This is a genomic window from Desulfovibrio simplex (assembly GCF_055387835.1).
This window is the reverse complement of sequence record NZ_AP042377.1, coordinates 35,573-60,472: the sequence shown is the minus strand read 5'-3', so window position 1 is coordinate 60,472 and position 24,900 is coordinate 35,573. Positions and strand designations below refer to the sequence as shown.

Annotated in this window: 26 protein-coding genes; 23 read left to right on the top strand and 3 right to left on the bottom strand. The window is 54.5% G+C overall.

Annotated elements, in window-relative coordinates; all coding sequences use genetic code 11:
* Positions 1 to 53 precede the first annotated feature (53 nt).
* Entirely contained in the window at positions 54 to 353 is a 300-nt protein-coding gene (locus ACZ5DH_RS00285) for an immunity protein (protein ID WP_464255187.1), read from the bottom strand.
* Between the two features lie 239 nt (positions 354 to 592).
* On the opposite strand from ACZ5DH_RS00285, the gene ACZ5DH_RS00280 reads away from it, so the two are divergent.
* The 20 genes from ACZ5DH_RS00280 to topA all read left to right on the top strand — a co-directional run bounded on the left by ACZ5DH_RS00280 (position 593) and on the right by topA (position 20,318).
* The gene (locus ACZ5DH_RS00280) at positions 593 to 934 is read left to right on the top strand and encodes a hypothetical protein (RefSeq protein WP_464255186.1); all 342 of its coding nucleotides are present in this window, start codon (positions 593 to 595) and stop codon (positions 932 to 934) included.
* A gap of 18 nt (positions 935 to 952) precedes the next feature.
* A complete protein-coding gene (locus ACZ5DH_RS00275; RefSeq protein ID WP_464255185.1) occupies positions 953 to 1,678 on the top strand; it encodes a nucleotide-binding protein in 726 nt (241 codons plus the stop codon).
* Between the two features lie 8 nt (positions 1,679 to 1,686).
* Positions 1,687 to 2,124 carry a hypothetical protein gene (locus ACZ5DH_RS00270; RefSeq protein ID WP_464255184.1) on the top strand — a complete coding sequence of 146 codons (438 nt, stop codon included), beginning with the start codon at positions 1,687 to 1,689 and terminating at the stop codon, positions 2,122 to 2,124.
* Positions 2,124 to 3,122 (top strand): P-type conjugative transfer ATPase TrbB, encoded by a 999-nt coding sequence (gene trbB / locus ACZ5DH_RS00265; RefSeq protein ID WP_464255183.1) that lies wholly within the window; start codon positions 2,124 to 2,126, stop codon positions 3,120 to 3,122. The genes ACZ5DH_RS00270 and trbB overlap by 1 nt, the downstream gene beginning before the upstream one ends.
* Positions 3,119 to 3,334, top strand: a complete 216-nt coding sequence (locus ACZ5DH_RS00260; RefSeq protein WP_464255182.1) for a Com family DNA-binding transcriptional regulator — start codon at positions 3,119 to 3,121, stop codon at positions 3,332 to 3,334. The genes trbB and ACZ5DH_RS00260 overlap by 4 nt, the downstream gene beginning before the upstream one ends.
* Complete coding sequence (locus ACZ5DH_RS00255) at positions 3,300 to 3,644, top strand: TrbC/VirB2 family type IV secretion system protein (RefSeq protein WP_464255181.1); 345 nt, start codon at positions 3,300 to 3,302, stop codon at positions 3,642 to 3,644. Before ACZ5DH_RS00260 ends, ACZ5DH_RS00255 begins: the two co-directional genes overlap by 35 nt.
* The gene (gene trbD / locus ACZ5DH_RS00250) at positions 3,641 to 3,937 is read left to right on the top strand and encodes a conjugal transfer protein TrbD (protein ID WP_464255180.1); all 297 of its coding nucleotides are present in this window, start codon (positions 3,641 to 3,643) and stop codon (positions 3,935 to 3,937) included. Before ACZ5DH_RS00255 ends, trbD begins: the two co-directional genes overlap by 4 nt.
* A complete protein-coding gene (locus tag ACZ5DH_RS00245) occupies positions 3,931 to 6,345 on the top strand; it encodes a VirB4 family type IV secretion/conjugal transfer ATPase (protein ID WP_464255179.1) in 2,415 nt (804 codons plus the stop codon). Before trbD ends, ACZ5DH_RS00245 begins: the two co-directional genes overlap by 7 nt.
* A gap of 17 nt (positions 6,346 to 6,362) precedes the next feature.
* Positions 6,363 to 7,166 (top strand): P-type conjugative transfer protein TrbJ, encoded by an 804-nt coding sequence (gene trbJ, locus ACZ5DH_RS00240; protein WP_464255178.1) that lies wholly within the window; start codon positions 6,363 to 6,365, stop codon positions 7,164 to 7,166.
* Between the two features lie 12 nt (positions 7,167 to 7,178).
* A complete protein-coding gene (trbL, locus tag ACZ5DH_RS00235) occupies positions 7,179 to 8,294 on the top strand; it encodes a P-type conjugative transfer protein TrbL (protein WP_464255177.1) in 1,116 nt (371 codons plus the stop codon).
* Between the two features lie 12 nt (positions 8,295 to 8,306).
* Positions 8,307 to 9,041 carry a VirB8/TrbF family protein gene (locus ACZ5DH_RS00230; RefSeq protein ID WP_464255176.1) on the top strand — a complete coding sequence of 245 codons (735 nt, stop codon included), beginning with the start codon at positions 8,307 to 8,309 and terminating at the stop codon, positions 9,039 to 9,041.
* Between the two features lie 8 nt (positions 9,042 to 9,049).
* The gene (gene trbG, locus ACZ5DH_RS00225; protein WP_464255175.1) at positions 9,050 to 9,979 is read left to right on the top strand and encodes a P-type conjugative transfer protein TrbG; all 930 of its coding nucleotides are present in this window, start codon (positions 9,050 to 9,052) and stop codon (positions 9,977 to 9,979) included.
* Complete coding sequence (locus ACZ5DH_RS00220) at positions 9,976 to 10,482, top strand: hypothetical protein (RefSeq protein WP_464255174.1); 507 nt, start codon at positions 9,976 to 9,978, stop codon at positions 10,480 to 10,482. Before trbG ends, ACZ5DH_RS00220 begins: the two co-directional genes overlap by 4 nt.
* 8 nt (positions 10,483 to 10,490) lie before the next feature.
* Entirely contained in the window at positions 10,491 to 11,735 is a 1,245-nt protein-coding gene (locus tag ACZ5DH_RS00215) for a TrbI/VirB10 family protein (RefSeq protein WP_464255173.1), read from the top strand.
* 67 nt (positions 11,736 to 11,802) lie between these two features.
* Positions 11,803 to 13,860 (top strand): type IV secretory system conjugative DNA transfer family protein, encoded by a 2,058-nt coding sequence (locus tag ACZ5DH_RS00210; protein ID WP_464255172.1) that lies wholly within the window; start codon positions 11,803 to 11,805, stop codon positions 13,858 to 13,860.
* Positions 13,838 to 14,347 (top strand): conjugative transfer signal peptidase TraF, encoded by a 510-nt coding sequence (gene traF, locus ACZ5DH_RS00205; RefSeq protein ID WP_464255171.1) that lies wholly within the window; start codon positions 13,838 to 13,840, stop codon positions 14,345 to 14,347. Before ACZ5DH_RS00210 ends, traF begins: the two co-directional genes overlap by 23 nt.
* A gap of 2 nt (positions 14,348 to 14,349) precedes the next feature.
* Complete coding sequence (locus ACZ5DH_RS00200) at positions 14,350 to 14,559, top strand: hypothetical protein (RefSeq protein WP_464255170.1); 210 nt, start codon at positions 14,350 to 14,352, stop codon at positions 14,557 to 14,559.
* Positions 14,543 to 16,750 carry a zincin-like metallopeptidase domain-containing protein gene (locus ACZ5DH_RS00195; protein WP_464255169.1) on the top strand — a complete coding sequence of 736 codons (2,208 nt, stop codon included), beginning with the start codon at positions 14,543 to 14,545 and terminating at the stop codon, positions 16,748 to 16,750. Before ACZ5DH_RS00200 ends, ACZ5DH_RS00195 begins: the two co-directional genes overlap by 17 nt.
* Positions 16,751 to 16,798: 48 nt before the next feature.
* The gene (locus ACZ5DH_RS00190) at positions 16,799 to 18,460 is read left to right on the top strand and encodes a serine/threonine protein kinase (protein ID WP_464255168.1); all 1,662 of its coding nucleotides are present in this window, start codon (positions 16,799 to 16,801) and stop codon (positions 18,458 to 18,460) included.
* A gap of 64 nt (positions 18,461 to 18,524) precedes the next feature.
* A complete protein-coding gene (gene topA / locus ACZ5DH_RS00185; RefSeq protein ID WP_464255167.1) occupies positions 18,525 to 20,318 on the top strand; it encodes a type I DNA topoisomerase in 1,794 nt (597 codons plus the stop codon).
* A gap of 40 nt (positions 20,319 to 20,358) precedes the next feature.
* On the opposite strand, the gene ACZ5DH_RS00180 is transcribed toward topA, so the two are convergent.
* Positions 20,359 to 21,156, bottom strand: coding sequence for an AraC family transcriptional regulator (locus ACZ5DH_RS00180; protein WP_464255166.1), 798 nt, complete (start codon positions 21,154 to 21,156; stop codon positions 20,359 to 20,361).
* A gap of 126 nt (positions 21,157 to 21,282) precedes the next feature.
* Between ACZ5DH_RS00180 and ACZ5DH_RS00175 the strand changes: the two genes are divergently transcribed.
* The 3 genes from ACZ5DH_RS00175 to ACZ5DH_RS00165 all read left to right on the top strand — a co-directional run bounded on the left by ACZ5DH_RS00175 (position 21,283) and on the right by ACZ5DH_RS00165 (position 23,259).
* On the top strand, positions 21,283 to 22,494 hold the full coding sequence (locus tag ACZ5DH_RS00175; protein WP_464255165.1) for an MFS transporter: 1,212 nt from the start codon (positions 21,283 to 21,285) through the stop codon (positions 22,492 to 22,494).
* A 204-nt stretch (positions 22,495 to 22,698) separates the two neighbouring features.
* Positions 22,699 to 22,902 (top strand): hypothetical protein, encoded by a 204-nt coding sequence (locus tag ACZ5DH_RS00170; RefSeq protein WP_464255164.1) that lies wholly within the window; start codon positions 22,699 to 22,701, stop codon positions 22,900 to 22,902.
* A 114-nt stretch (positions 22,903 to 23,016) separates the two neighbouring features.
* On the top strand, positions 23,017 to 23,259 hold the full coding sequence (locus tag ACZ5DH_RS00165; protein ID WP_464255163.1) for a helix-turn-helix domain-containing protein: 243 nt from the start codon (positions 23,017 to 23,019) through the stop codon (positions 23,257 to 23,259).
* 3 nt (positions 23,260 to 23,262) lie between these two features.
* Here the strand turns inward: ACZ5DH_RS00165 and traI are convergent, their stop codons facing one another.
* Entirely contained in the window at positions 23,263 to 24,900 is a 1,638-nt protein-coding gene (gene traI, locus ACZ5DH_RS00160; RefSeq protein ID WP_464255162.1) for a TraI/MobA(P) family conjugative relaxase, read from the bottom strand.

The following is a 24,900-nucleotide window of genomic DNA, read 5'->3' as shown; positions in this document are numbered from 1 at the left end:
GTTGGAAAGGAAAAACCTGATAAATTCACCGGAAATTACTTCCTCTTGAATTATTATGCCTCCGCCTGTTCTCTGGCCTGCTCTTTGGCTATGGCCATCAGGTAGCTGAGGTCTTCCCCCAACACTTCCGCCATGCGTTGAGCGTCCGATATCTGCACACCTTGGGGTTTGCCGGTGTTGGACGCTTTGCTGCGCATGGCTGTCCAGCGGGCGGCTGCAGCTTTGGGCGAATCTTCCGGCCAGACTTGGACGGCGAATTCGCCTTTTTTTATGCCCCTGTCTTTCACGCGTTTCGCCACAAGCTCCACAAAAGCCCGTTCCAATGCCATGGCAAAATTGTATCCAGTGGTCATACGTTTCCTCCAGTGGTACCCATTATACCGGAAATTCCTTTATCGTCTATTCTTAAATTCCTGCTACTAAAAATAAAAAATTCCTTGAAATCATATAAAGGAGGTTGCAGGAATGTGTCGTTTTTCACTGTTATTTGAAGGAAATACCTATTGGCGAAAGGTCGTGGGATGGTTTGCCCAAGGCGGAATACCCCCAAAAAATGTTCCGGGAATTCCTTATGTTCTTGGCGGGAACAGTCATGGCTGCTGACGGCAAAAAGCTTTCCAACAACATGGCCGGAATAGAGTTTGTGGCCTGCATGGAGACAATCAAGGAATTTCTTCAAAAAAGCTGGAAGCATTCCCAGATTCACCGTCAGTTGAAACAGGAAGGCAAGATAACCATGTCCTATGGAGCGTTTTGCTATCATATGCGCCGCCTTTCCCTGGACCAGCACAGGCCGGGGGAAGTGTCTCCGGCTGTGCAGTCCAAGAAAGCCGTTCCGGCACCTGTCCGTCCATCAACCGGGCCTCGTCATGTTTCCACGTCCGGCAATGCCTTTCCCGACCCACGTAATATGAGCCCGGATGAAGCTCTTTAACCCAAGGAACCAACAACTATGGCAACCATTCATTTTATTCAACAAGGCAAGGGGGGCGTTGGCAAATCCATGATTGCCGTCATCCTCTATCAGGTGCTGGGGCACTTGGGCAAAGAGGTCATGGCCTTTGATACCGACCCGGTGAATTCCACCCTAGCCGGTTTCAAGGAATTTGCGGTCACCCGCCTGGACATACTGAAAAACGGCGACATTGACCCGCGTGAGTTTGACGTGCTTATCAATGACATTGCCGCACTGCCCGAAGATACCCACGTTATCGTGGATAGCGGCGCATCATCCTTTCTGGCCCTCAACAGCTATATTAAGGAAAACGATGTGCTCGGCATTCTGACTGAAAGCGGGCACAGCGTCTTCTTTCATACGGTTATCACGGGCGGACAGGCCATTGCTGATACCGTTCTGGGCCTGCGCTCTCTGGCAATGGGCTTTCCCGAATCGCCCATTGTGGTCTGGCTGAACCCCTACTTTGGGGAAATCCGCATGGATGACCGTTCGTTCGAAGAATTCAAGGTGTATCAGGAATTCAGTGGGCAGTTTCACGCCGTCATCACCATTCCCCAGGGCAACAAGGCCACCCTCGGCAAAGACCTGGAAATGCTGTTTGCCAAGCGCCAAAGCTTTGCCACGGCCATCAACTCCAGCCAGTCCATTGTCATGAGTTCGCGCCTGTCCCGCTACTGGAACGAGCTTGTCGTCATGGTGGAACGAGCCGCCATCGCATAGGGGGAGCCATGTCAGAATCTGAAAACATGGAACCGTCAGTGGAAAGCGCGTTGCCAAACGGCATTGGGCTTTCTCTGGAGCAGGTTCGAGCGCTTCTTGCCAAAAACCACGAAACGGTTGTGGACAAAAGCGACCCCATCCTCATGGTTGTGACCATTCTTAACGCCCATCTGGCCGAAGTGGAAAAGCTTCAGACACGGCACAAGGAAGGCCTTGGCAGGCTGATGGCGGACAAGACAGATGCCTATGTGTCCGGCGTGACAGCTGCGGTCGGACACTTGACGGACAGCCTTTCTTCCGCTTCGGTGCAGGGCATTCGCAAGGTTTTTGATGATCACGCGTCCAGGCTGCAGACTTTCAAGAACAATACAATCTGGCTCGCCGCTATAGTGGCGGTTTCGGCACTGCTCAATGTTGCGGTGTTCGTGCTTGGAGGTTTGCGCTGATGCTCATGCGCCCATGCGACGACCCACGCCTGCTGGAAGGTTTGCGCCACTCTTGCGGGCCGCTCTTTATGAACGCCCTGGAAGATCCGGAAGTGATCGAGCTCATGCTCAACCCGGATGGTTCGCTCTGGATTGAACGCTATGGGCAGGACCATGAACGGATTGGTGAAATAGTTGTGGCGCAGGGGCGGCTCATCCTCTCACAGGTGGCCAGTGGCTTGAACCTTACGGTGAACGAGCGCGATCCTGTTGTGGAAGGCGAATTTCCTCTGGATGGTTCGCGCTTTGAAGGGACGTTTCCGCCTGTGGTCGGGCCTGGGCCGTCTTTCGCGCTCCGCAAAAAGGCCAGCCGGGTGTTTACCCTGGAAGAATACAGGGCTGCCGGTTCCATTACGCTCGAAGTGGCCCACATCATAGAAGACGCAGTGCAGCGTCGTTTAAACATCGTTGTGGTCGGCGGCACCTCATCCGGCAAGACGACCTTCGTCAACGCGGTCATTGACGCCATTTACCGGCTTACACCTTCACACCGTCTGCTCATCCTGGAAGATACGGCGGAGTTGCAATCCAAAAGCCCCAACACGGTATTTCTACGCACGTCTGTGCTGGCCAATGTGGATATGCGCAAACTGGCGAAAATCAGCATGCGCTATGCGCCCAAGCGCATTTTGGTTGGCGAGGTGCGAGACGCCGCCGCGCTGGAAATGCTCAAGCTCTGGAACACCGGCCACCCTGGTGGCGTCAGCACCTTTCACGCGGATAGTGCAGAGGAAGCCTTGCCCCGCCTGGAAGAACTGGTGGAAGAAGCCGGACTCGGCCCCAAGCAAAAGCTCATTGGGCGGGCCGTGGATCTGGCTGTGTATATGGAAAAGACACCGGACAACAAGCGGCGTATTTCCAGCATCGTCAAGGTCAACAGGTTCAATCACAAGGAGGATTGTTATGAAACGGAAACGCTTTACACCGTTGCCGAACAAGGAGGACAAAAAATAGTATGAAAGCCCCCATGCAAACCGCCCCGGAAATTCGCTGCCGGGGTTGCAACCGATTGCTGGCGCGTGGTGCCATTGAAGTCGGAGACATAGAGCTTCACTGCCCACGCTGCAAAACCCGCTTACATCTGCGGGCCTCGTGCCCCAGCCAAGCGCCGCATGACGGCCTCCACGGAGACCGTTATGAACGCGAAGCTTCTGAGCAGCCCAAAGATTAGTCCCCGCCTGTTTCTGGCCTGTTTTTCCACTTTCTGCCTTCTGGTCCTGCCGGATATCGCCGCCGCATCGGGTGGCATCACGGAATTTTCCAGCCCACTCGAACGGGTGGTGAACACCATTACCGGCCCGGCTGGCAAATGGATTTCCATCGTCGCCATGGCGCTTTGCGGCGTCATCTTCATCATGAACAAGGACGACATCAGCGGTGGCTTCAAGCTGCTTTTGTCCGTGGTTTTCGGCATCTCCTTCATAGCCTTTGCCGCCAGCATCGTGAACTCGGTGTTCTCCTTCTCCGGAGCGGTAATATGAGGCGCTTTCTCCCCATTCACCAATCCCTGCACCGGCATGCCCATGTGCTTGGCGCGGAACGGGAACTGGTCATGACCAGCGCCCTCATCGCGCTGCTTGTGGGCGTGGGCGGCCTGACGGCGGTTTCCATTGTGTCGGCCATCGTCTTCTGGATTGCCTCCGTCTTCGCGCTTCGGCGCATGGCCAAGGCAGACCCCATCATGAGCCGCGTCTGGCTACGGCATACCAAACAGCAGGAGTTTTATGCGGCCAGACCAAGCCGTTGGCGGCTCGTTGGAGGCTTTAAATGCTGAAGCTCATCGATTACCGCACCAAGGCAAAAGGTCTACCGGATCTCTTGCTGTACGCCGCACTGGTTGAACCCGGCATTGTATTGAACAAGGATGGCTCGTTTCTGGCGGGCTGGGAAGTTCGTGGCCTGGATACGGCCAGTTCCACGGAAAGTGATTTGTCTCTGGTTTCCAGCCGTTTCAACAACGCCGTAAAACTTCTGGGTAGTGGCTGGATGCTGCACATGGACGCTATCCGCAGTTCGCACAAGGCCTATCCAACTCCAGAAAAAAGCCATTTTCCCGATCCGGTGACGCAGCTCATTGATGATGAACGGCGGGCCTTTTTCAGCGGCAACAAATGCTTCAGCACCAGCGCCGTTCTGACCGTTACCTACAAACCGGACTTTCAGGCCACCAAACTTGCGAGAAAAACGCAGGTTGGTGTGGCCACGTCTGGCAGCCTGAACAAGGCGCTGAGCTATTTCAGAAATATGCTGGAAGAATTGGAAGACGCGCTCTCCAGCATTCTGCGCATGGAACGCCTCTTGGAATACCACATGCCGGATGCGGACGGTTTTGACTGGCTGCAGTCAGACCTGCTCTCGCACATCCAGCACTGCACAACCGGCGAACTGCAACCTCTCCGGGTGCCGGAAACGCCCATGTACCTTGACGCCATTGTGGGCAGCGAAACCTTGGTGGGCGGTATCAGCCCGCGCCTGGGCAACCGCTATCTGGCGGTGCTGTCTCTGGACGGTTTGCCGCAGGAATCCTACCCGGCCATGCTGCGCGATCTGGATGCTCTGGCCCTGGAATACCGCTTCTCCAGCCGCTTTATCTGCTTGGACCAGTATGACGCGACCAAAGAAATAGACTCCTACCGCAAGGGCTGGCGGCAACAGGTGTTCCGTTTTCTGGATCAGTTCTTCAACAACCCCAACGCCCGCGCCAACCGTGACGCGTTGCTCATGGCCGAAGACGCAGAAACAGCGCTTACCGAAGTACAAGGAGGTTATGTAAGCGCGGGCTACCTGACCTCATGCATCGTGCTGATGCACGAAGACCAAGAGCGCCTGCAAGATTGGGCTCGGGATTTGCGCCGCACAGTGCAGACGCTGGGTTTCGGCTGCCGTATCGAGTCCATCAACGCGCTTGAGGCCTGGCTGGGCACCCATCCGGGCAACAGTTACGCCAACTTGCGGCGTCCCATGGTCAACACGCTGAATCTGGCGGATTTGTTGCCGCTCTCGTCGGTATGGACAGGCTCGCCAGCCTGTCCGTGCCCCTTCTATCCGCCCAACTCCAGGCCGTTGGCCGTCTTGATGACGGATAACTCCACGCCGTTCTGGCTCAACATCCACGCCGGGGACCTGGGGCACACGCTCATTTTCGGGCCGACCGGCGCAGGTAAATCCACTTTGCTGGCCTTTATTGCCGCGCAGTTTCGCTGCTATAAAAACGCCCGCATCTTCGCCTTTGACAAAGGCATGAGTATGTTCCCGCTCTGCTTTGGAGCGGGCGGCGACCATTACAATATCGGCAATGCCGAGCAACTGGCCTTTGCGCCGCTCCAGCGCATCGATTCTGAAGACGAACGCACTTGGGCGGAAGAATGGATCGCCTCGCTTATGGAACTGCAGCAGTTCACGGTCATGCCTTCTCACCGTAATGCCATCCACACGGCCATGCTCACGCTGGCCGCGAACCCGCCGCATCTGCGTTCCCTGACCAGCTTTTACCATGTGGTGCAGGACAGGGAAATCAAGGAAGCCATCCAGCATTACACCGTGCAGGGTGCCATGGGGCGGCTTCTGGATGCGGATTCCGACAATCTGAACCTCTCTCGCTTCATGGTCTTTGAAATCGAAGACCTCATGAACCTGGGCGACAAGAACCTTGTGCCGGTGCTGACCTACCTGTTCCGGCGCATTGAAAAAGCCCTGGACGGTTCACCCACCATTCTGGTGCTGGACGAGGCCTGGATCATGCTGGGGCATCCGGTGTTCCGAGCCAAGATCCGCGAATGGCTGAAAGTCATGCGCAAGGCCAACTGCGCGGTCATTCTCGCTACGCAAAGCCTTTCCGACGCCAAAAACTCCGGCATTCTGGATGTGCTTGCCGAATCCTGCCCGACAAAAATCTTTCTGCCCAACAGCGCCGTTGAAGACGTGGGCCAGAAGGAACTCTACACGGGCATGGGCCTTAACGACAAACAAATCACCATCCTTAAAACCAGCATTCCTAAGCAGGACTATTACATCGTCAGCCCGCAGGGGCGACGCAAGGTGCAACTGGCCCTCAAGGAGAAGGCGCTGTCCTTCGTTGGCGCGTCCGACAAAGAAAGCATCGCCCGCATCCGCGCATTGGCTGCGGAACACGGGCCAAGCGGCTGGCAATATGCCTGGCTGCAAGAACGAAACGCACTGTAACCACAAAAGGAATTCCCATGAAAAAATATCTTCTCTTCCCGGCGCTCATGCTGTGGATATGCGCCACACCGGCGTACGCCATCACCGTCACCTGCACCAATTGCAGCACCAATCTTGTGCAACTGCTGGACCGCATCACCAATGTGGAGCAGTTGACCAACGCCATCAAACAATACCAGGAGGCCGTGGAGCAGACCCGCCAGCAAATAACCATGGTGCAGCAAAATATCGAGCAGTACCAGAACATGCTCCAGAACACGGCCCAGCTTCCGGTCAATCTGGTGAACGAATTGAAAGGCAATCTCACGCGGCTAGCCAACCTTTCCAGCACGCTGCGAACCCAACGCGGCGACATTGTCGCCCTTGGTGAGATCTTCACCAACCTGTTTCCGGAACAGGCGCTCTTCGGCACTTTGGCCGGTGCTAGCCCGCAGCAGATGGAAGAAGCCAACCGCCGTTACCGCCAGGAATGGGACAAATGGGCGGAATCCGTTGATCAGGCCTCGCAGGCGACGTTTCAGCTTTCCGGCCAGCAGCTTGCGGATTTGCAGCGCGACCCGGCGCGGTTCCAGCAATACATGGACAGCTTGCTTGCTACGCCGGACGGCCAGCAAAAGGCCATCATGGCGGGCAACCAGCTTTCCGCCCTGCAGGTGCAGGAGGCCCGGCAGTTGCGTGAACTGATGGCCACACAGGTGCAGTCGCAACTCGCCAGCCAGATGAAGTCTGAAAAAGAAAGCCAGATGTCGCAGGAGGCGTGGAGGAACACGCTGAAGACAGATCGCATTGGTAAGGTCAAAGCCAAGCCCGATCCCTTTTAGGCGGGTATTGCTATGAAAGGAAAATACCTGTCCCTGGCTGTTATCGCTCTGGCGCTGTGCGCGGTCTTCGTTGGCGTTGGCGAAGCCCACGCCGCCAATGAGGATTTTGTTTCCACGCTGGTGCGCGAGTTTTACACCAAAACCAGCAACTGGGAACCTACCTTGAAGAAGTATGCGCTGACGGTTTTCCGCTGGCTGGTCATTCTGGAAGTCTGCTTTCTGGGCATCAAGGCGGCGCTCAACCGTGACCAGATTGCCGACATCTTCAAGCAGTTTGTCATGCTGCTGCTCATGGCCGGGTTCTTCATGGCTGTTATCAACTACTACCATGAATGGGCCTGGAACCTGATCAACGGTCTGGGAACGATCGGCAAAGAGCTGACGCCGGGCGGCTATTCTTCGGAATCACCATTCCTTACCGGCATGCAACTTGTGAAGCTGGTGCTGGATAAACTTTCCATCTGGTCGCCGGGTAACTCCATTGCGCTGCTCATTGCCGCGCTCGTCATCATCGTCTGCTTCGCGCTCATTTCCGCGCAGGTGGTCTTCATCAAGTGCGAAGCCATGGTGGCCATGGCGGCGGCGCTTTTGCTGGTGGCTTTTGGTGGCAGTTCATTCCTTAAAGACTACGCCGTCAACGCCATCCGCTACGTGCTGGCCGTGGCCTTCAAGCTCTTTGTCATGCAACTCGTTCTCGGTGTGGGTATTGCCTTTATCGAAGGTTTTTCCACTTCCACAGCGGAGTTGCAGGACATTTTCGTGGTCATCGGCGCATCGGTGGTGCTGCTGGCCCTGGTCAAATCCCTGCCCGACGTGTGCGCGGGCATCATCAACGGCTCTCACGTTTCCAGCGGTGCAGCCCTGACGGCGTCCGCCGCCGCAGTGGGCGGCGCGGCCATTGGCGCTGTGGTGGCCGGGAGCAACACCATGCAAAACGTGAAGGACGCGGCCAACGTGGCTGGCATGGAAGGCAAAACAGGACTTGGCAAAGCGGTCAGCATGGCCTCGTCCCTTTGGGGAGCCAGGCAAGACGCCAAAACGGCGGGAGAAAAAGACCTCAGCACCCGAACCCGCTCGGAAATGCAGGAACGTCTTGAACGCGCCCGCATGAATCAAAACGACAAATAATAGGTGGTACTTATGGCCCTTTTCAAAGCAAAAACCGAAAGCCCGCCGGAACGTTCCGGTAGTGGCAATCCTTACCTCAACGGGCGGGAAGAATGGCTGGAGCGTTACGGCTCGTACATCAGCCGGGCCGCGCAATGGTGCATGGTGGCTTTTTTCTGCCTTATCCTCACGGGCATTTCCATCACCGGCAACGTCATGCAAGCCAACCAAGTGAAAACTGTTCCCTACATTATTGAAGTGGACAAGCTTGGCAAATCGTCCGTGGTGGCACGGGCGGACCGGGCCAGCGCCACGCCGCAGCGGCTTATCCAGGCGGAGATAGCGGCCTGCATTAGCGACTGGCGTACAGTCACAGCGGATGTTGAGCTGCAGCAAAAGATGATCGAGCGCCTGTCATTCTTCATGGCCGGAAGCGCCAAGGGCGTTTTGCGTGAATGGTACGAGGTCAACAACCCGTATGAAATCGCCAAGACCGGCAAGCTGGTGCATGTGGAAATCAAAGGCCTGCCCCTGCCGGTGAGCTCCGATTCCTACCGGGTGGAATGGGTGGAAACCGTGCGTAGCCATGCGGGCGTGCTGCTTGACTCCCATACCTATGAAGCCACGGTGACGGTGCAGATAAACCCGCCCACAGTGGACGCGGTCATTTTGCGCAATCCCGGCGGCGTGTACATGACCTCGCTTTCAGCGGGCAAGGTGGTTGGCGCTCAGGCCCCGGCCAAACTGCAACAACCAGAAAAACAATGAGGCTGCTCATGAAAAAGATACTGTTTTTTATCTGCGCATTCGCGCTGTATTGCACTCCGGGCATTGCCGCCACGCCGGTTCCGGAAGGTTGGCCCCCTGCGCTGGAAGCACAAACTCCCGGAAAGGCTCCCGCAGCCACACCTGAAATTGACTATCTCAACCCTAAAACAATTCCGCTGACAGAAGCGGAAAAAAAGGCGCTGCGCCTTTCCGGTGACTGGTCGCGTACAAGCGTTGAACCCGTGCTCACCGGCGGCGGTAAAGTGGTGTACGTGCATGGCGCAAGCCTGCCCACCATTGTGGCCGCGCCCATGCAGGTCTGCGATGTGGAACTGCAAGCCGGGGAAACCGTGCATGAAATTGTGGTGGGTGATTCCTCCCGCTGGATGGTGGATTCCGGCACGGTCGGTTCCGGCCCCGGCACAACGGCACATCTGTTTATCAAACCGGTGGATTCCGGCCTGGAAAGTTCCGCCGTCATCACCACGGACCGGCGTGTGTACCACCTGCGCCTTGTTTCTCAGCGTTCCGGACATACGCCGTACGTGGGCTTTTTGTATTCGGAAAGCCTGAAGCAACAGGCGGACTGGAAGCGAGCAAGAGAAGCCAAAGAACGCGAATGGAATTCCACCACTGTGGACGGCCAAAACGCCGATCTATCCGCCCTGAACTTCAATTATGAGGTCAAAGGCAAGGCCAACTGGAAGCCCGAGCGCGTGTATGACGACGGGCGGCAAACCTTTATTCGCCTGCCGGAAAAGTCGGCTACCAATGAAATGCCCGTGCTTTTGGTGCGCAAGGGCAAACAGGATGTGCTGGTCAATTACCGAGTCAAAGATTCCGCCATGATTGTGGACGGTTTGTTTAACCGTATTGCCCTGATCATCGGTGTGGGCGGTGACCAGGAAAAGGTGGAAGTCATAAGGGGGAACAAATGATCCGCAAGATACTTCTTTTGCTTTGCCTACTCATGTTGTTCGCTTCCGGCTGCGCCAAACACGGTGTTGTCGGTTCCTGGTGCGGGCCGCTGCCTGAACACGGCGCGGTTGCGGCCATTGCTGATGATGCCGTTGCCTGCCTTTCGGAATTGTACCCTCCCGGCCATACATCCGTGCATCTGCTGCAGGCAAAAGACGCGGGTAATGCCTTTGCCAGTGCCTTTGAGAACGGCTTGCGGGCAAAGGGGTTTGCCCTGGCATCGGCGGAATCCGCCGATGTGCTTGTTGTAGCCTACACGCTGGATTCGTTGGATGAAAATAATGCCTGGTACCTGCAACTGCGGCTGTCGGATGGCAAGACGTTTGCCCGGTCTTATACTGCCAATGGCCAGCCGGAAGCAGGCCAGAGCCGCACGGAGCAGGAGTTTCGCCGCTCGTTCTCCGACAAGGTCACGCGCAAGGCCAAAGACGCCTGGAACACCGGCATGAACGCTTTCGATTAGGAGGAATCATGCCCAACACTGAAAATGGCACAACTCCCAACAGCCTCGAGCCAATCAAGAAGGTCAACGTGGCCCGCATGAGCCGTTGGCCGCTTTATGCCGTGCTGCTGGCAGGGCTATTTCTGCTCGGCATCCTGGTTTACAGCGTGAACTTTGCGCATAACCAGGAACAGGAGCAGGCAACAACGCCCAAGGTGGATATCAAAGAGGAAGAACGCCCCTTGCTCATGGGCGAAGGGCGTGGACTTGCCTTGGCTCCGCCTGCCGGTTCCCCGGCCATTGCCCAGCCGGAACCCAAAGCGCCAGGCGGACGCGAGCCTTTGATTGTAGTGCAAAAATCACAGGAACAACCGGATCAATACCGGCAGGAGCTGGAAAACTTACGCCGCATGAAGGCGCAGGCCCAACTCACCGCGCTTTCCGCACCCCTTGGCGTAAAAAAGGCTTCGGATACGGCACAACAGGCGAGTCAGCAGGCTGTCATGCTGCCGGATGGACAACGGCAGGATAACAATCAGGACAGCCGTGACCCATACGGCATACGGGAAAGCTCCTACGATCCGTCAGCCGACAAGGACAAGGAGGCCTTTTTCAACCGGGCGGGTAAAGATACGAGCTGGATTCTGCCGCATACGCGCATTGCCGGGCAACCGCTGGAACTTAAAATCGGCGCGGTTATTCCCGGCGTTATGGTTACGGGCATCAATTCTGACTTGCCGGGCAACATCATTGCGCAGGTTTCCCAAAACGTCTTTGATACGGCCACCGGACGGAACCTGCTTATTCCGCAAGGAGCCAAGCTCTTTGGTGTCTATGATTCCCGCGTCATTTACGGGCAGGAGCGAGTGCTGGTGGCCTGGAATCGCATTGTGTTTCCGGATGGCTCCGCCGTCACGCTGGGAGCCATGCCCGGTTCGGACATGGCGGGCAACGCGGGCTACAACGACGAAGTGAACAACCACTACCTGCGTATTTTCGGCTCGGCCATCCTGATGAGCATGATTACGGGTGGTATGTCTTATTCCATGGACGCCCTGAATAGCTCGGGCAATTCCGGGCAAGGCAACCAGACGCCTACATTGCAGGATGAAATGGGCTCGGCTCTGGCCGCGCAACTGGGCCAGGCAACGCTTCAGTTGCTGCAAAAGAACCTGAACATCAAACCCACGCTGGAAATCAGGCCGGGCTACCAGTTCAACGTCATTGTGACCAAGGACATGGTGTTTCAGAAGCCTTATAGCAATCGGCGATAACCCGATATCAACCTGCGGGCCATGAGCCTCAACTCAGCGCCGCCTGACGGCCTCTACGGAGACAGTCATGTGTGCGCTTTTTTCCGCGCAACAAAAGCCCAAGTATGGCTTGGGCACAGATACGCCCAAAAGCGCTCTGCGCTGGGCATACCTGCCGTTCATGCTCCTTTTGGGGCTTGGCAGCATGGTACTGGCTACCCAGCGCATTGCCGCTTTTTTCAGCTACCATCCTGCACTTGGTCATCCTTGGGGCATGGCCTTCGGCATTCCCTGGTACACGCCCTGGTCGGTGTTCGCCTGGCAGGAGAAGTTTGGCCCAAGCGATACCTACGGCTTCATTGAACAGGCCGTGACGCACAGCCAGGCGTTATTTCTGCTGCCGCAATTCATCATTCTCGGTATCTGGCTCGGTTTCATGAAAAAGCTCCGGGCCAACGCCAACCTGCATGGCTCGGCGCGTTGGGCGGAAGAGAAAGAAATCCGCACCATGGGCTACTTTGAAGGTAAAGGCGTTTACGTAGGCGGCTGGCTCAAGAAGTACGCCGGGGCAACGCTTTTGCTGCGCATGCTCCAGAGCAAGCCGGAAGAGGTACAACTCTACCTGCGGCACAACGGGCCGGAACACATCATGGTGTTCGCGCCAACGCGCTCCGGCAAGGGTGTCGGCCTTATTCTGCCCACACTTCTGGCCTGGGAAGGCTCCAGCATTGTGCTGGATATCAAGGGCGAAAACTGGGCACTCACTGCGGGCTGGCGCAAGTCGCAGGACCAGGTGGTGCTGCGCTTCGATCCGTCTGACCCTTCCAGCGCATCCGCCGCCTTCAACCCCCTGGAAGAACTGCGCATCGACACCATGATGGCGATTCCGGATGTGCAGAACATGGCCGCCATGCTGGTAGACCCTAACGGGAAGGGGCTTGAAGACCACTGGAGCAAGGCGGCTTTCGCCATGCTCGGCGGGGCCATTCTGCATTGTTGCATCATGGTTCGGCACGGGCAGAAGCGCACGGCCACGCTCTATGATCTTTCCTGCATGCTGGCCGACGAAAGCCGCACTATCCAGGACCTGTTCAAGGAAATGGTGGAAACGCCCCATGAGAAGTTGCTTCAGGAGCTTTTTCCGAAAGGCGAAGGTGGTGACAAGGCTCATGTCTTCATCGGCTCATCCGCCAGGGAGATGTTGAACAAGGCGGAGAATGAGGCCTCGGGTGTTGTTTCCACCGCCCTGACCAATCTGGCCCTGTATCGCGACCCTGTGGTGGCGCTGAATACCTCCTCTTGTGACTTTCGTATCCATGACCTCATGAATCACGACAGGCCGGTGAATCTGTATTTGGTCATTTCTCCGGCAGACATCGACCGCATGCGGCCTTTGCTGCGACTCATGGTGGACATGATTGTGCGCCGCATCTGCGCCAAGATGGAATTCGCTGATGGTTCCAGCAAGGCTGGCTACAAGCATCGGCTCTTGCTGCTCTTGGACGAGTTCACCTCCCTCGGCAAGCTTCCCATTATGGAAAAGGCCTTGGCCTACATCGCCGGATACGGTGGCAAGGTCTACATCATCGTTCAGGACATCACCCAGCTTAATGCAGTGTACGGCAAAGACAACGCGCTTATGGCCAACTGCCATGTACGTATCGCTTACGCACCCAACACCATTGAGACGGCCAAGACCCTTTCGGACATGACCGGCAAGACCACGGTGGTGGAAGAAAAAGTCTCACTTTCCGGCTCGCGCTCCGGGCACATGAAAAATGCTTCGGTCAACGTGACGGAAACAGCCAGACCGCTACTGACGCCCGACGAATGTATGCGCCTGCCCGGACCGGAAAAAGACAGCCAGGGCAAGGTACTCAAACCCGGCGACATGCTGGTGTTCACCGCAGGCCAGCCGCCTATCTATGGTCGGCAAATTCTCTATTTCTTTGATCCCATCTTTTCCTTCCGCGCCAAGGTACCGGTTCCGGGGCTGAACGTATCCTACCTCAGCGGCATCAGCGATTCTTTGTATCAACCACGCCCAGCCGCCTGGTATGTGGGCAAAGCCAGCGCTTCAGTTTCCACGCAAGATGTTCTGCTAACGGAACAGGGAGGCGGCTATGAACGTTATTTCACGGAATAAGCGTGCCCTTATCCTTTTTGTTACCGTATCAGCCCTGATTTATCTGGCTTTTGTTTTCGCGCTCAACTCCGGGCAACGCATCAACCTCACACCATCTCTGCCTCTGGGAGTCTACCAAATAGTGCCGGGCAAACCGGCAAAAGGCGATCTGGTCAGCTTCTGCCTGCAGGGCGAATTCGCCGAACTGGCCAGGGAACGCGGCTATCTGCAGGCTGGTTCCTGTCCCAATGGTCTGAGGCCTTTGCTCAAGCGTCTGACCGGTTTGCCGGGAGACCACATTCTGCCGGAAGCGTTGACGCCGCATACGGTGGACAGCCAGGGGCGTCCCATGCCTTCGGCTCTGCGTCCCGGCACCATCCCGCCCAGCATGGCCGTGGTGCTGGCCGACCATGAAGGCAGTTTTGACAGTCGTTATTTCGGGTTCGTTCCGCTGGAAAGTCTCCAGCGGGTCGAGCCCGTTTTTCTTTTCAACCCCAAAGGAGAATAACCATGCACAACAAGGAATACCTTGCCGCAGCGGCCCGCGCCGTAGCGGAACAACTCACGGAGGCTCCGGACATTTACGTGGCGCTCGACCCGGATGTGGCCGACTACATGGGCGCGTTTACAGAAGACGCCATCGTGCTGGCAGATATGATTGAAGATGCGCTGCTGACCATCAACGGCGAAGCGGAGGTGCTCTATGAAGAACGACGCTAAGAAGCCCGATGGCGGGCAAAAGGCCAAGCGCTCTCCGTTTCATGAAGAGTTTGCAGCAAAGATTATTGAGCACCTGAAGGCCGGAACTGCTCCCTGGCAGCGGCCATGGCATCCTGGCAAAACACTTGCCGCGCCGCATAACCCGGCTTCCGGCACTGTGTACCGAGGCATGAACCGGGTGCATCTGGCGCTTTCCGGCTATGATGATCCACGCTGGATGACCCTGCGCCAGGCCAATGAACAAGGTCTTTCCATCCTGCCAGGCAGCAAGGCCACTCCCGTGGTCTATTTCCAGTTCAACAAAGAACAAGACAAACTGGATAAGGAAGGAAACCCCATTCTCGGCGAAGATGGCAAGCCACAAAAGCAAAGCGTGGAACTGGATAAGCCCATTATCCGCTTCGCCCATGTGTTCAACGCGGAACAGATAGAAGGCATCCCGCCTATTGAACTGACGGACAAGGCTTTTGAGTGGGAGCCTCACGAAAAGGCCGAGAACATTCTTTCCACTTCTGGCGCAAACATCAGGCACGACCAGAGCAACCGGGCTTTCTACCGTTACGCGACTGACTCCATCCATCTGCCGCCGCGTGAAAACTTTGAGGAACCAGGCCAGTATTATGGCACAGCCCTGCACGAGCTTGGACACTGGACGCGCCATTCCAGCCGTCTGGATCGGGAAAACGGTCCTTTCGGTTCGGAAATGTATGCCCGTGAAGAACTGCGGGCGGAAATAGCCTCCTGGATGCTCGGGCAGGACATTGGCATTCCGCATGATCCGGAGCAGCACGCGGCTTATGTGGGTTCCTGGATCAAGGCGCTGGAGGATGATCCGTATGAAATAGTCCGCGCCTGCCGGGATGCGGAGCAGATCAAAGAATACATTCTGGGATTGGAAATGAAGAAGGAACTGGCACAGGAACAGGGGCAGAACAACGCAAGAGCGGCGGAAAAGCCGCTGGAGCAGGATGAAGGTATAGCGGCCATGGGTGTGCCCGCCAATCCGGCAAAGGAAAAAACCTTCCTGATGGTTCCCTACAAGGAAAAAGAACAGGCCAAAAAGCTGGGAGCGAAATGGGACAAGGAAACCAAGCTTTGGTACGCGCCAGAAGGGGCGGATTTGAACCAGCTCTCCACCTGGTTGCCGGAAAAGATCAAAATGCCGGAACCAGTGCGCACACTTTCACCACAGGAAGAGTTCGCCCAGGCCCTGGAAAAAGCTGGGCTGGATCTTGGCAGCAACGCGCCACTCATGGATGGAGCCATCCACCGGGTTCCGCTCATTGACGGCAAAGCGGGTGAACTGGATGGAGCGTACTGCGGTTTTCTGGATGACCGGCCTGCCGGGTGGATACAAAACTTCAGTTCCGGCGAGAAGGTCAAATGGATGGCCAGCGGCCATGCTTTGAGCAAGGAAGAAATGGAGGCCCAGCGGGCTGAGATTGCCCAAAAACAATTGGAACGTGCCGAACAGCGCAAGCAGGTTCAACAGGAGGCTGCAGAGATGAGCCAGGCAGCCTGGGACTTGGGCAATGAGGCGCACGAGGATCACCCCTACCTCAATGCCAAGAGCGTTCCGCCCATCGGTCTGCACGAAAACTGGGCCGGGGTGTTGCAGATTCCGGTGCGCAATGCTGACGACGAATTGCGCGGCCTGCAGACCATTGATGCCGAAGGCCGCAAACGCTTTGTGCCGGGCATGGAAAAATCCGGCAATTTCCATCTGGTTTCCGAACCGGGCAAAGATCTCTCCCAAGGGGAAATACTTCTTGCCGAAGGCTACGCCACCGGTGCGAGCCTGCATATGGCCACAGGTAAGCCCGTGGCCGTGGCCTTTGACGCGAGTAATCTGGTACCTGTTGCCAGAGCATTGCGCGAGAAGTTCCCCAACGCCGCCATCACCATCTGTGCGGATAACGACCATCAGCATACGCGCCGTAAGCCCGAAAGCACGGAACTCTGGAACAAAGGGGTTGCCATGGCCCAGGATGCGGCCAAGGCCGTTGGTGGCAAGGTGGTGGCTCCCATCTTCAACGAAGAGGAGCGTGCACGGGGGCTGACCGACTTTAACGACTTGCACCAGGCACGTGGACTGGGGGAAGTAAAAAGGCAGCTGGACCTTGACCTGAAAAGGGATGCGGAAAAGGAAAAGAGTCAGGAGCAAGGAAAATCGCTGAAGTTGTTCTTGTAACGCTAATGTGATTTTTTTATTGTTAATATTATTAGCTAGGGAGGAGTTATGATCTGGGTTGACTTCAAAAAATGGGACGAAAATTGGGAAGAGGTGGGAAGGCTTTCTGGTGGTGGGCAAGGTCAAGGGATAAAAGTTTGTAGAAAAGGAACTGGTGAAATTGCTTTTTTGAAATATATAAAAAATAAAAATGACATGGAGCGGAGAGCAAGATTTTCTCGAGAAGCTCAAGCATACTATGACTTGTCTGTTCCAACTGTTCCCCAGTTAATTGAAAGTAACGCACACAATTATAAAGACTGCAGTACAACGCCGTATATAGTTACTGAATATATTGAAGGAGAAACTCTTCGAGAATGGCGTGAAGGGCAAAAAGAACTTGATCTTGAAATAGCCATAGCAATGACCCGATCCTTATTGAAAACGATTGAGAGTTGCCACGCCCAACAACACATACATCGAGATATAAAGCCTGATAACATTATTGTCCCGAAAAACTCACCTACTAATTTGATTTTGGTGGATTTTGGCCTTGATATTAACTTGCTAAAAAATACGAGTTTTGTCACTGAAGATGGTCAAGAAATTGGAAATAGATTTTTACGGTTGCCTGAGTTGGCTCCAGATAGCTTGCTTAAACAAGACTCCCGTTCAGATATATCCTTTGCAGGTGGAATTTTATTTTACCTACTAACCGGAAATCCCCCAAGCCAGCTATCTGATGCTGAAGGGAAGTTGCCTCATCAACGCACTAAGTTTCAAGAAATATTAAAAAATATTTCAAAGAATAAATACATTAAGATTTTTCTTTTTTTCGACAAAGTTTTTGCTCCACAGATATCAAATAGATTTTTAAATTCTGAGTCAGCAATCAATGGGTTAGACGAAATTATGAAAGATGATGCACAGATTGTACAAGATTTGGATGAAATCCTTAAAATAGCAAATTCTGAATCGGAAACACGCAAGAGACATTTAGTAAGTAAAGTTGAAGAAGCATTAAAAAATGTTGAAAAAGTAATTCGTTCTATCGAAAATAAAATCGACAGAACTGTATATTCACAGCAAATAAATCAAAATATTGGGTTTGAATCAGGATTTAAGTGCCTTATATGGCAAAGGAAAATAAGTAATGAAAGGATTTTTGAAACTACATTTTATGCAACTATCGTTGGAGATGAAATTGTTATAAATATAGATGAATCTTCAGTTTATAGAACTCCAATATCTACACCGTATTATGAAGAGCAATTCATCCAGTCCATAGAAAAGTATTTATACAAACAGATTAACATTGCTTTGAATCATCCGGACAAGCTTCCACCAAATCATAGAATATTTCAAGGATTGAAGCCCACTCTCAATATTGATGAAGCCTTGGAGAGATCACGTCTGGAACAGCGTTATATTTTTGCCTTTGTTTATGATCCGTCACAAAAAGAAAAAGGCCAAATAGAGCATCAGTTAGGTTACTTTCTTCAGAATAAAAAAACTCGCGATTTGCTCAAGGCAACGTTTGTAGTTACCCTATTGACTACTGAGCAACTGGCAGAAAAGTCAGATGTATTGCAGGGTAAATCCATGGAGTCTTCTCGATGGGTCATTTTTGACACTGGCTTTAATATTCTGGAGGAGGCAGTAATTTATGCAAACCCTAGCGAAGGAGAAAGTATCGTTCAACGCCTAACCGAGCGATTCCAACTTCAATAAGAAAATTTTTGCGGGCCTCACGCCCCAACGCAGCGCCGCATGACGGCCTCCACAAGGAAACGTCATGTGTGCGAAACTGCTTATTCTCGAATCCCCCGGCAAAGTAAAAAAGGTGCAGGAAATCCTTGGTTCCGGCTGGAAGGTTGCGGCCTCGGTTGGGCACGTGCGCGATCTGCCCACTAAAGAAATGGGCGTGGCTGCGCCCGATTTCAAACCGAAATACGTTCCCACGGCTCGGGGCAAGGATGTCCTGGGGTGTCTGGAGAATCTGGTCAAAAATGCGGAGTCCGTCTACCTGGCCACTGACCCGGATCGTGAAGGCGAGGCAATAGCCTGGCATTTGCAGGATGCCTTGAAACTCAAGGACGCCAAGCGCGTCACCTATTCCGAAATCACGGAAAAAGCCATTAAGGCCGCGCTCGATGCGCCGCGCTCCATCGACATGGCCCTGGTTGCCGCGCAGGAAGGGCGGCGGGTGCTGGATCGCTTCTGCGGCTATATGGTTAGCGGGCCGCTTTCCAACGTGGCCGGAGAAAAGCTCTCCGCTGGCCGGGTGCAGAGCCCCGCTGTGCGCCTAGTGGTGGAACGCGAGAGGGAAATCCAGAATTTCCGCAGCACAACCCACTACGGCGCGGAGCTGACCTTTGAAAATGTGGACAATATCACGGACGGCTGGAAGGCCGTCTGGCAGGTAAATCCGTGGTTGGAAGACGGCCAGGAATACCTGCTTGATAAGGCGCTGGCCGAAAAGGCAGCGGCGCTCCGCTCTCTGGAGGTCACGGACTGCAAAGAATCGGAAAGCCGCTCCGCGCCTCCGGCTCCGTTCACCACGTCCAGTTTGCAGCAGGCCGCTTCCAACTCCCTGAAATTCACGCCCAAGCAGACCATGCAACTGGCGCAAAAGCTCTATGAAGGCGGACATATCACCTATATGCGCACGGACTCTCCGAACCTCTCCGAAGACGCTGTGGAAGCCATCCGGGCCTTTTGTGAAGGCCAGGGCTGGCTGCTGGCAGAAAAACCGCGCTCCTGGAAGTCAAAAGAAGGGGCGCAGGAAGCTCACGAAGCAATCAGGCCGACCCACATTGAAATTGAGGAAGCCGGAGAAACGGCGGACGAAAAAGCCCTGTATCGGTTGATCCGCCTGCGCTCGCTGGCCTGCCAGTTGGAAGATGCGGTGTATGCCGTGCGGCTGCTCCAGCTCGCGGCGGAACTGGACGGCAAGCAGGCGGTCTTTGAAGCCAAGGGCCGGACGTTGCTTTCACAGGGCTGGAAAGTCCTGACGGCGGGTGATGTGTCCACGGAAGATGATACCGACACAACGGAACCGGAAAACCCCGTGCCGTCAATGAAACCCGGCACTCGCCTCACGGCCCTGGCCGGTACGGTGCTGACCAAAAAGACGAAACCCGCCGCCCGGTTCACGGAAGCCAGCCTGGTGCGTGAGTTGGAAAAGCGCGGCATTGGCCGTCCATCCACTTACGCGGCGATCCTGGATACCATCATGAGCCGGGGCTACGTCAAAACCGAAAAATGCTTCCTGGTTCCCACGCCCGTGGGCGTCATGGTGGTGGATGGGTTGCAGGGCAACTTCACTTTCATTGAGTATGAGTTCACCCGCACGATGGAACAGGCGCTTGACGATATTGCGGCAGGCAAGGCTGATTACCGCGCCGTAATCGGTGAAGCCCATACCCGTCTGGAACAGGAACTCCTGGCTTTTGCCAAGGCCACGGGCAAAGTCTGCCCCAAGTGCGGCAAAACGGTGGTGCGCCGGGTGAAAAAGCCAGGCAAAGACGGCAAGGGCGGCTATGACTTTTGGGGTTGCACAGGCTGGCCGGAGTGCAAAGGACAATAGCAAAACAAGGCTCCTTGCTGGGTCAAGGAGCCTTACGCGCTCATTCCAGCGTTTTTTCAGGGTGATCCTGCGTATATTTGGCGGGTGACGTTCCCAATATCTTTTTGAACATCGTGATAAAGGCCGTCACGGATTCATATCCAAGATTCCATGCGGTCTGTTGCACGGACTCGCCATCAGAAAGTTTCTGAATAGCCATGATGAGGAGAAGTTGTTGTCTCCAGCGCCCGAAGGACATTCCTGTTTCTTTGACCACAAGCCGCGCCAGTGAGCGGCGGCTCATACCGATGTATTTTGCCCAATCAGGAAGATTTTTACGCTCTGACGGGGAATCAATAATTGCCTCTGCAATGGTTTGTAATCTGACTTCCGAAGGAACCGGCATGCGGAGTCCTGTCACAGGCATCTGCGACAACTCCGTAAGCAGAACTTGTATAAGGTTTTCCGTGTGTTTCGTGGGATCTTCGCCCTGTGGCAGCTCTGCTATATGTCGGATCAGTTCGCGAACAAGCGGAGTTATGGACAGTGTGCAACAAGTGGAAGGGAGCTGTACGCTCTCCTGGCCGACAAAGAGAAGGCATACGCTGGATTGCGCTGTTACCCGGTTGCAGTGAGGCGTATTCGGCGGGACCCACACCGCGCACTGACGCGGCACCAGCCATAGCTCTCCTCGTACTCTGCATGCCACGCTACCCTTCAGCGTGAGCAGTAACTGTCCGGTAGCATGTTGATGCGTAGGCAGTTCATACTCGTTCTGAACAACATCCACTTTTTTGGCCGTGACCGACAGATCGGTTCTGTCAGGAGGGAAAAGCTTCAGCAAGTCCAGTAAAGACATTTTGGCCTCATTTAGATATTTTTTGGCATAATACCTAAATTTAATCACAAAGAAAAGATGTCATAGTCCAACCTACTGCTAAATCTGCACGGCGAGCAGTTTATGCCCGCCAAATAAAGGGTTGCTATGAACACAAAAAATCTGCCGGAGGAAAAAAAGCAAGTTACGCTTGCTATCGGCATTTTACTCATCGCCACATGCTTGCGTGCTCCTTTTACAAGCCTCGGCCCACTTTTGGAAATTGTGCAAGATTCCCTCAGCCTTAGCACCACGGCAACGGGCTTCGTCAACGCTCTGCCCTTGCTGGCTTTTGCGGCGGTATCTCCAATAGTCCCGTTGCTGAATAAAAAAATGGGGATGGAACCGGCGTTGGGGATAGCCATCACGCTGGTGGGTGGAGGCGTCGCGTTACGCTCTCTCGGATACATTTGGAGTTTATATGCTGGAACGACGCTTATCGGTTGCGGTATCGCAATATGCAATGTCCTGCTGCCCAGCCTTGTCAAACGTGATTTCCCCGAGACAATTCCCAGGTTGACCGCTTTTTACGCGCTTACCATGGGAATAAGTGCGGCGCTGGGTTCAGCCCTTATGGTTCCAGTTGCGAAGACTCTCGGCTGGGGATGGGAACTTGCAGCGGCAACGCTATTTGTGCTGCCGCTCACGGCCTGCATCGCTTGGCTCCCGCAACTGGCTGAGTGGAATAAAAACGCGGATGAGAGACAAGCTGGAGAAGCGCCTCGCGTGTCCCTCTGGAAATCCGGTCTGGCCTGGCAGGTCACTCTCTTCTTTGGTCTGACCTCCCTGACATACTACATAAGTGTAAGCTGGCTGCCTGCCCTCCTGAAGGATGCTGGATTCACGGGTGCTGAAGCGGGAAACGTCCATGGCTTCATGCAACTGGCGTCAGCAACTCCGGGGTTGGTGCTTCTTCCCGCTATCAAGCGATTCAAAAACCAGCAGCTTATAGCGGTTACGGTAGCTGGTATAACAGCCATAGGAACAGCCGGGGTGGCTCTATATCCGAAGCTGGCACTCATTTGGGGCGGTTGCATCGGCTTTGGAGCTGGAGCCGCAATTATTCTCGGCCTGATGTTCATTGGATTACGAACCAATAATATGCTTCAGGCAGCTTCTTTATCGGGCATGGCGCAAAGCGTGGGTTACCTGCTTGCAGCCTGCGGCCCTATATGTGCCGGAATATTGCATGACTTTACTCAGAGTTGGGCATCAGTATTCTATACCTGCACTGTCGTCTGCATCATCCTATCTTTTGTTGGCCTCGGAGCAGGCCGTTCAATACGAGTTAATAAAAAGGAGATAACCAGAGAACAATAAAGCTTTTTCGCCCAAGCTGATGCGCACAGCAAGGGTCCAGGATAGGCATGCCGCTGGTGCATGTTTTAGGGCCTTGCGTGTTGCTCTTCGGATGGAACGGAACGGCCGTTCCTCCCTTGCGGCGATTGATGACCACTCTTCTTGGAGTGGTCTTTCATTTGGTGCATGTGCCTTTTGCGGCTGCTTCAACACAAGGAGTTGGTTATGGAAAAACCAGTTGGAGTTCGTCCTGCGAAGTTTGAGTCGCAGGCGCAGGAAACAGTGTCGTTGGCATATGCTATTTGTGAAGGCCGCATAGCAGAAAACAAGTGCCATATGACACCAGCACTGAAAACTCTGGCAGCAGCCGCGTTGTCGCTGGAACAAGCTGTTCGTGCTTTTATAGCCGCTGAACACCTCTCCAAATAACCTTCAACCGCGTGCCCATGTTTGTGGGCACGTCCGCGCAAATTGTTCAGCTATTGATGAATATGGCAGCAATTGCTGAACAACAATTCACCTTGATTTCGCTATTGTGCCTTAATGGCAGAAAAGCAAAAAAATACGGATGCGTTCGGCGTTATCCTCCGGAAGTATAGGCACGAAAAGGGGCTGACCCAAGAACAATTGAGTGAGCGTGTTGACGTAGTGCGCTCTTATATCTGCACCTTGGAGAAGGGGGATAGACAGCCCAGCCTACAAATGATTTTGAGACTGGCCGATGCCTTGGGCGTCCGGCCCGGAGACATGATAAACGATATGGCGGACAGAATTGAAGGGAAATAACCGCTACCGCTCCATTCCCTGCGCCCGTTCCGGCGCTTCCTGTCTAACAATCTTGTTTTCCTCCAGCGTGATCCGTTGTCTCCATTTTTTCCGTGCATACAGTAAGGCGGTCTGCCTGGCCGGTTCACTGTTGGCGGAAAAGAGAATGTCCTTTCCGGTGTCGCGCACAACACCTCCGCCAGGCAGCATAAAGGCAACAATGCCCTTGTTGTCCACTTTCCAGGTGTAGCTTTGCGTGGTTGGTGAAGACGCGCTCTGTATAATCTTATCCATGCGCAGAACAGCCAGCAGGGATTTCTTGCCCTTGCCGCTGATATCTGTACGCTCAAGAAGCTCCCGTTCTTTGGCGGTATGGAAAACCGCGTCAACGGTTTGAAAAGAACTGCGGGCAAAAGACGGCGCGGGTGCTTCCACTTCCGCGACATCTTGCCGGGAACGCAAGATAGCTAGAGCCACGTCGTTTCCCTGTTCCGATTCATGGCGCAAGAAAGAGTTCCAGGAAGTAAAGGGAACGTCTTTGCGCAGTTCGGTGCGCTGTTCCTGAAAGGGAATTCGCGCTCTGGCCAACGCTTCGGCCTCGTGTTTTTTTGCCAGTTGCAGCAGGTTACGGCGATTGCGTTTGGCAATGCTCATGCGCTCAATCTCTTTTCGCTTTGCGGTCCAACGCTCTCGAATTGCGGCAAGGGTGGCATCTTCGCCTTCCTTTACCTGCTGCAGCGTGGTTTTGCGCTCTTCAATGCCCATCCTGTATTTGGTGAACAGCTCGCCACGTTCCGGCGAACGGTGCAGAGGCTCTGCCTGATAGCGGGAATGCTCTGTAACATGCGCCAGATTTCCCGGTGAAACATAAGGACCAAAGCGAGCTTCGAGTTTCTTCTGGGACAGACTCCTGTCCAAGGCGCTGGCCTTCATGGCGTGCTTGCCGTGCCGGTCCTTGATGACCAGGCCATTTCCGTGTGGCTTTATCTCCATGCCGTATGCGGCAAGGGTTTTATGAACATCCTGCCAGCTTGCTGCGCTTTCCAGGGATTGCATAATGCTTTCGTGGTAGGTTTTGGCGTAGGAATCAAAAGATTGCTGGCCTGTGTGGGCCTCCACAAGTTGGGCTTTTTCGTTCGAGCGCGGGCGAGTCAGCGTCTGATCTGAAGAATTGAGCATGATGCCATTATCCACCGTCAGTCCGAACTCGTGCTCGATATTGCGGCAGACTCGATCGCGTACCCAAAAATCGCGAAACTCTTTGTGGCAAGTGAGTTTTTCGGGGTGAATCATGTTGTAGGCCACGTGCATGTGCAGGTTGGCAGTATTCTTGTGGACGCCGCAATGACGCTGGTGGTCGGTATAACCGAGTGCTGCAGCGAAGCGCTCTTCAATAACTTTGAAGGTTTCCGGAGTCAGCTTTGCCTCGTCTTCCGGGCGGAAGCTGATAACCAGGTGGTAGGTTTTCGCAGCGGCACGGGTGTTCAGCCTTTGCACGTCCATAGCTTCCGCAATGCCTTCCTGGTACTCATCGCCGCCAAGCATGCCCGAACACCAATGCATCAGGCATTTTTCACCAGCAGGCCCGGCCTCGGCTATGTAGGCGGCAAGGCGGGCATAGTTGTCATGCGCCGCGCTAATGAAGGCGCGCTTGCTGATCAT

What these genes read in the sequence shown, in the direction of transcription:
- ACZ5DH_RS00285 (WP_464255187.1), bottom strand. Translation starts at nt 353, where the DNA reads ATGACCACTGGATACAATTTTGCCATGGCATTGGAACGGGCTTTTGTG.
- ACZ5DH_RS00280 (WP_464255186.1), top strand. Translation starts at nt 593, where the DNA reads ATGGCTGCTGACGGCAAAAAGCTTTCCAACAACATGGCCGGAATAGAG.
- ACZ5DH_RS00275 (WP_464255185.1), top strand. Translation starts at nt 953, where the DNA reads ATGGCAACCATTCATTTTATTCAACAAGGCAAGGGGGGCGTTGGCAAA.
- ACZ5DH_RS00270 (WP_464255184.1), top strand. Translation starts at nt 1,687, where the DNA reads ATGTCAGAATCTGAAAACATGGAACCGTCAGTGGAAAGCGCGTTGCCA.
- trbB (WP_464255183.1), top strand. Translation starts at nt 2,124, where the DNA reads ATGCTCATGCGCCCATGCGACGACCCACGCCTGCTGGAAGGTTTGCGC.
- ACZ5DH_RS00260 (WP_464255182.1), top strand. Translation starts at nt 3,119, where the DNA reads ATGAAAGCCCCCATGCAAACCGCCCCGGAAATTCGCTGCCGGGGTTGC.
- ACZ5DH_RS00255 (WP_464255181.1), top strand. Translation starts at nt 3,300, where the DNA reads ATGAACGCGAAGCTTCTGAGCAGCCCAAAGATTAGTCCCCGCCTGTTT.
- trbD (WP_464255180.1), top strand. Translation starts at nt 3,641, where the DNA reads ATGAGGCGCTTTCTCCCCATTCACCAATCCCTGCACCGGCATGCCCAT.
- ACZ5DH_RS00245 (WP_464255179.1), top strand. Translation starts at nt 3,931, where the DNA reads ATGCTGAAGCTCATCGATTACCGCACCAAGGCAAAAGGTCTACCGGAT.
- trbJ (WP_464255178.1), top strand. Translation starts at nt 6,363, where the DNA reads ATGAAAAAATATCTTCTCTTCCCGGCGCTCATGCTGTGGATATGCGCC.
- trbL (WP_464255177.1), top strand. Translation starts at nt 7,179, where the DNA reads ATGAAAGGAAAATACCTGTCCCTGGCTGTTATCGCTCTGGCGCTGTGC.
- ACZ5DH_RS00230 (WP_464255176.1), top strand. Translation starts at nt 8,307, where the DNA reads ATGGCCCTTTTCAAAGCAAAAACCGAAAGCCCGCCGGAACGTTCCGGT.
- trbG (WP_464255175.1), top strand. Translation starts at nt 9,050, where the DNA reads ATGAAAAAGATACTGTTTTTTATCTGCGCATTCGCGCTGTATTGCACT.
- ACZ5DH_RS00220 (WP_464255174.1), top strand. Translation starts at nt 9,976, where the DNA reads ATGATCCGCAAGATACTTCTTTTGCTTTGCCTACTCATGTTGTTCGCT.
- ACZ5DH_RS00215 (WP_464255173.1), top strand. Translation starts at nt 10,491, where the DNA reads ATGCCCAACACTGAAAATGGCACAACTCCCAACAGCCTCGAGCCAATC.
- ACZ5DH_RS00210 (WP_464255172.1), top strand. Translation starts at nt 11,803, where the DNA reads ATGTGTGCGCTTTTTTCCGCGCAACAAAAGCCCAAGTATGGCTTGGGC.
- traF (WP_464255171.1), top strand. Translation starts at nt 13,838, where the DNA reads ATGAACGTTATTTCACGGAATAAGCGTGCCCTTATCCTTTTTGTTACC.
- ACZ5DH_RS00200 (WP_464255170.1), top strand. Translation starts at nt 14,350, where the DNA reads ATGCACAACAAGGAATACCTTGCCGCAGCGGCCCGCGCCGTAGCGGAA.
- ACZ5DH_RS00195 (WP_464255169.1), top strand. Translation starts at nt 14,543, where the DNA reads ATGAAGAACGACGCTAAGAAGCCCGATGGCGGGCAAAAGGCCAAGCGC.
- ACZ5DH_RS00190 (WP_464255168.1), top strand. Translation starts at nt 16,799, where the DNA reads ATGATCTGGGTTGACTTCAAAAAATGGGACGAAAATTGGGAAGAGGTG.
- topA (WP_464255167.1), top strand. Translation starts at nt 18,525, where the DNA reads ATGTGTGCGAAACTGCTTATTCTCGAATCCCCCGGCAAAGTAAAAAAG.
- ACZ5DH_RS00180 (WP_464255166.1), bottom strand. Translation starts at nt 21,156, where the DNA reads ATGTCTTTACTGGACTTGCTGAAGCTTTTCCCTCCTGACAGAACCGAT.
- ACZ5DH_RS00175 (WP_464255165.1), top strand. Translation starts at nt 21,283, where the DNA reads ATGAACACAAAAAATCTGCCGGAGGAAAAAAAGCAAGTTACGCTTGCT.
- ACZ5DH_RS00170 (WP_464255164.1), top strand. Translation starts at nt 22,699, where the DNA reads ATGGAAAAACCAGTTGGAGTTCGTCCTGCGAAGTTTGAGTCGCAGGCG.
- ACZ5DH_RS00165 (WP_464255163.1), top strand. Translation starts at nt 23,017, where the DNA reads ATGGCAGAAAAGCAAAAAAATACGGATGCGTTCGGCGTTATCCTCCGG.
- traI (WP_464255162.1), bottom strand. Translation starts at nt 24,900, where the DNA reads ATGATCAGCAAGCGCGCCTTCATTAGCGCGGCGCATGACAACTATGCC.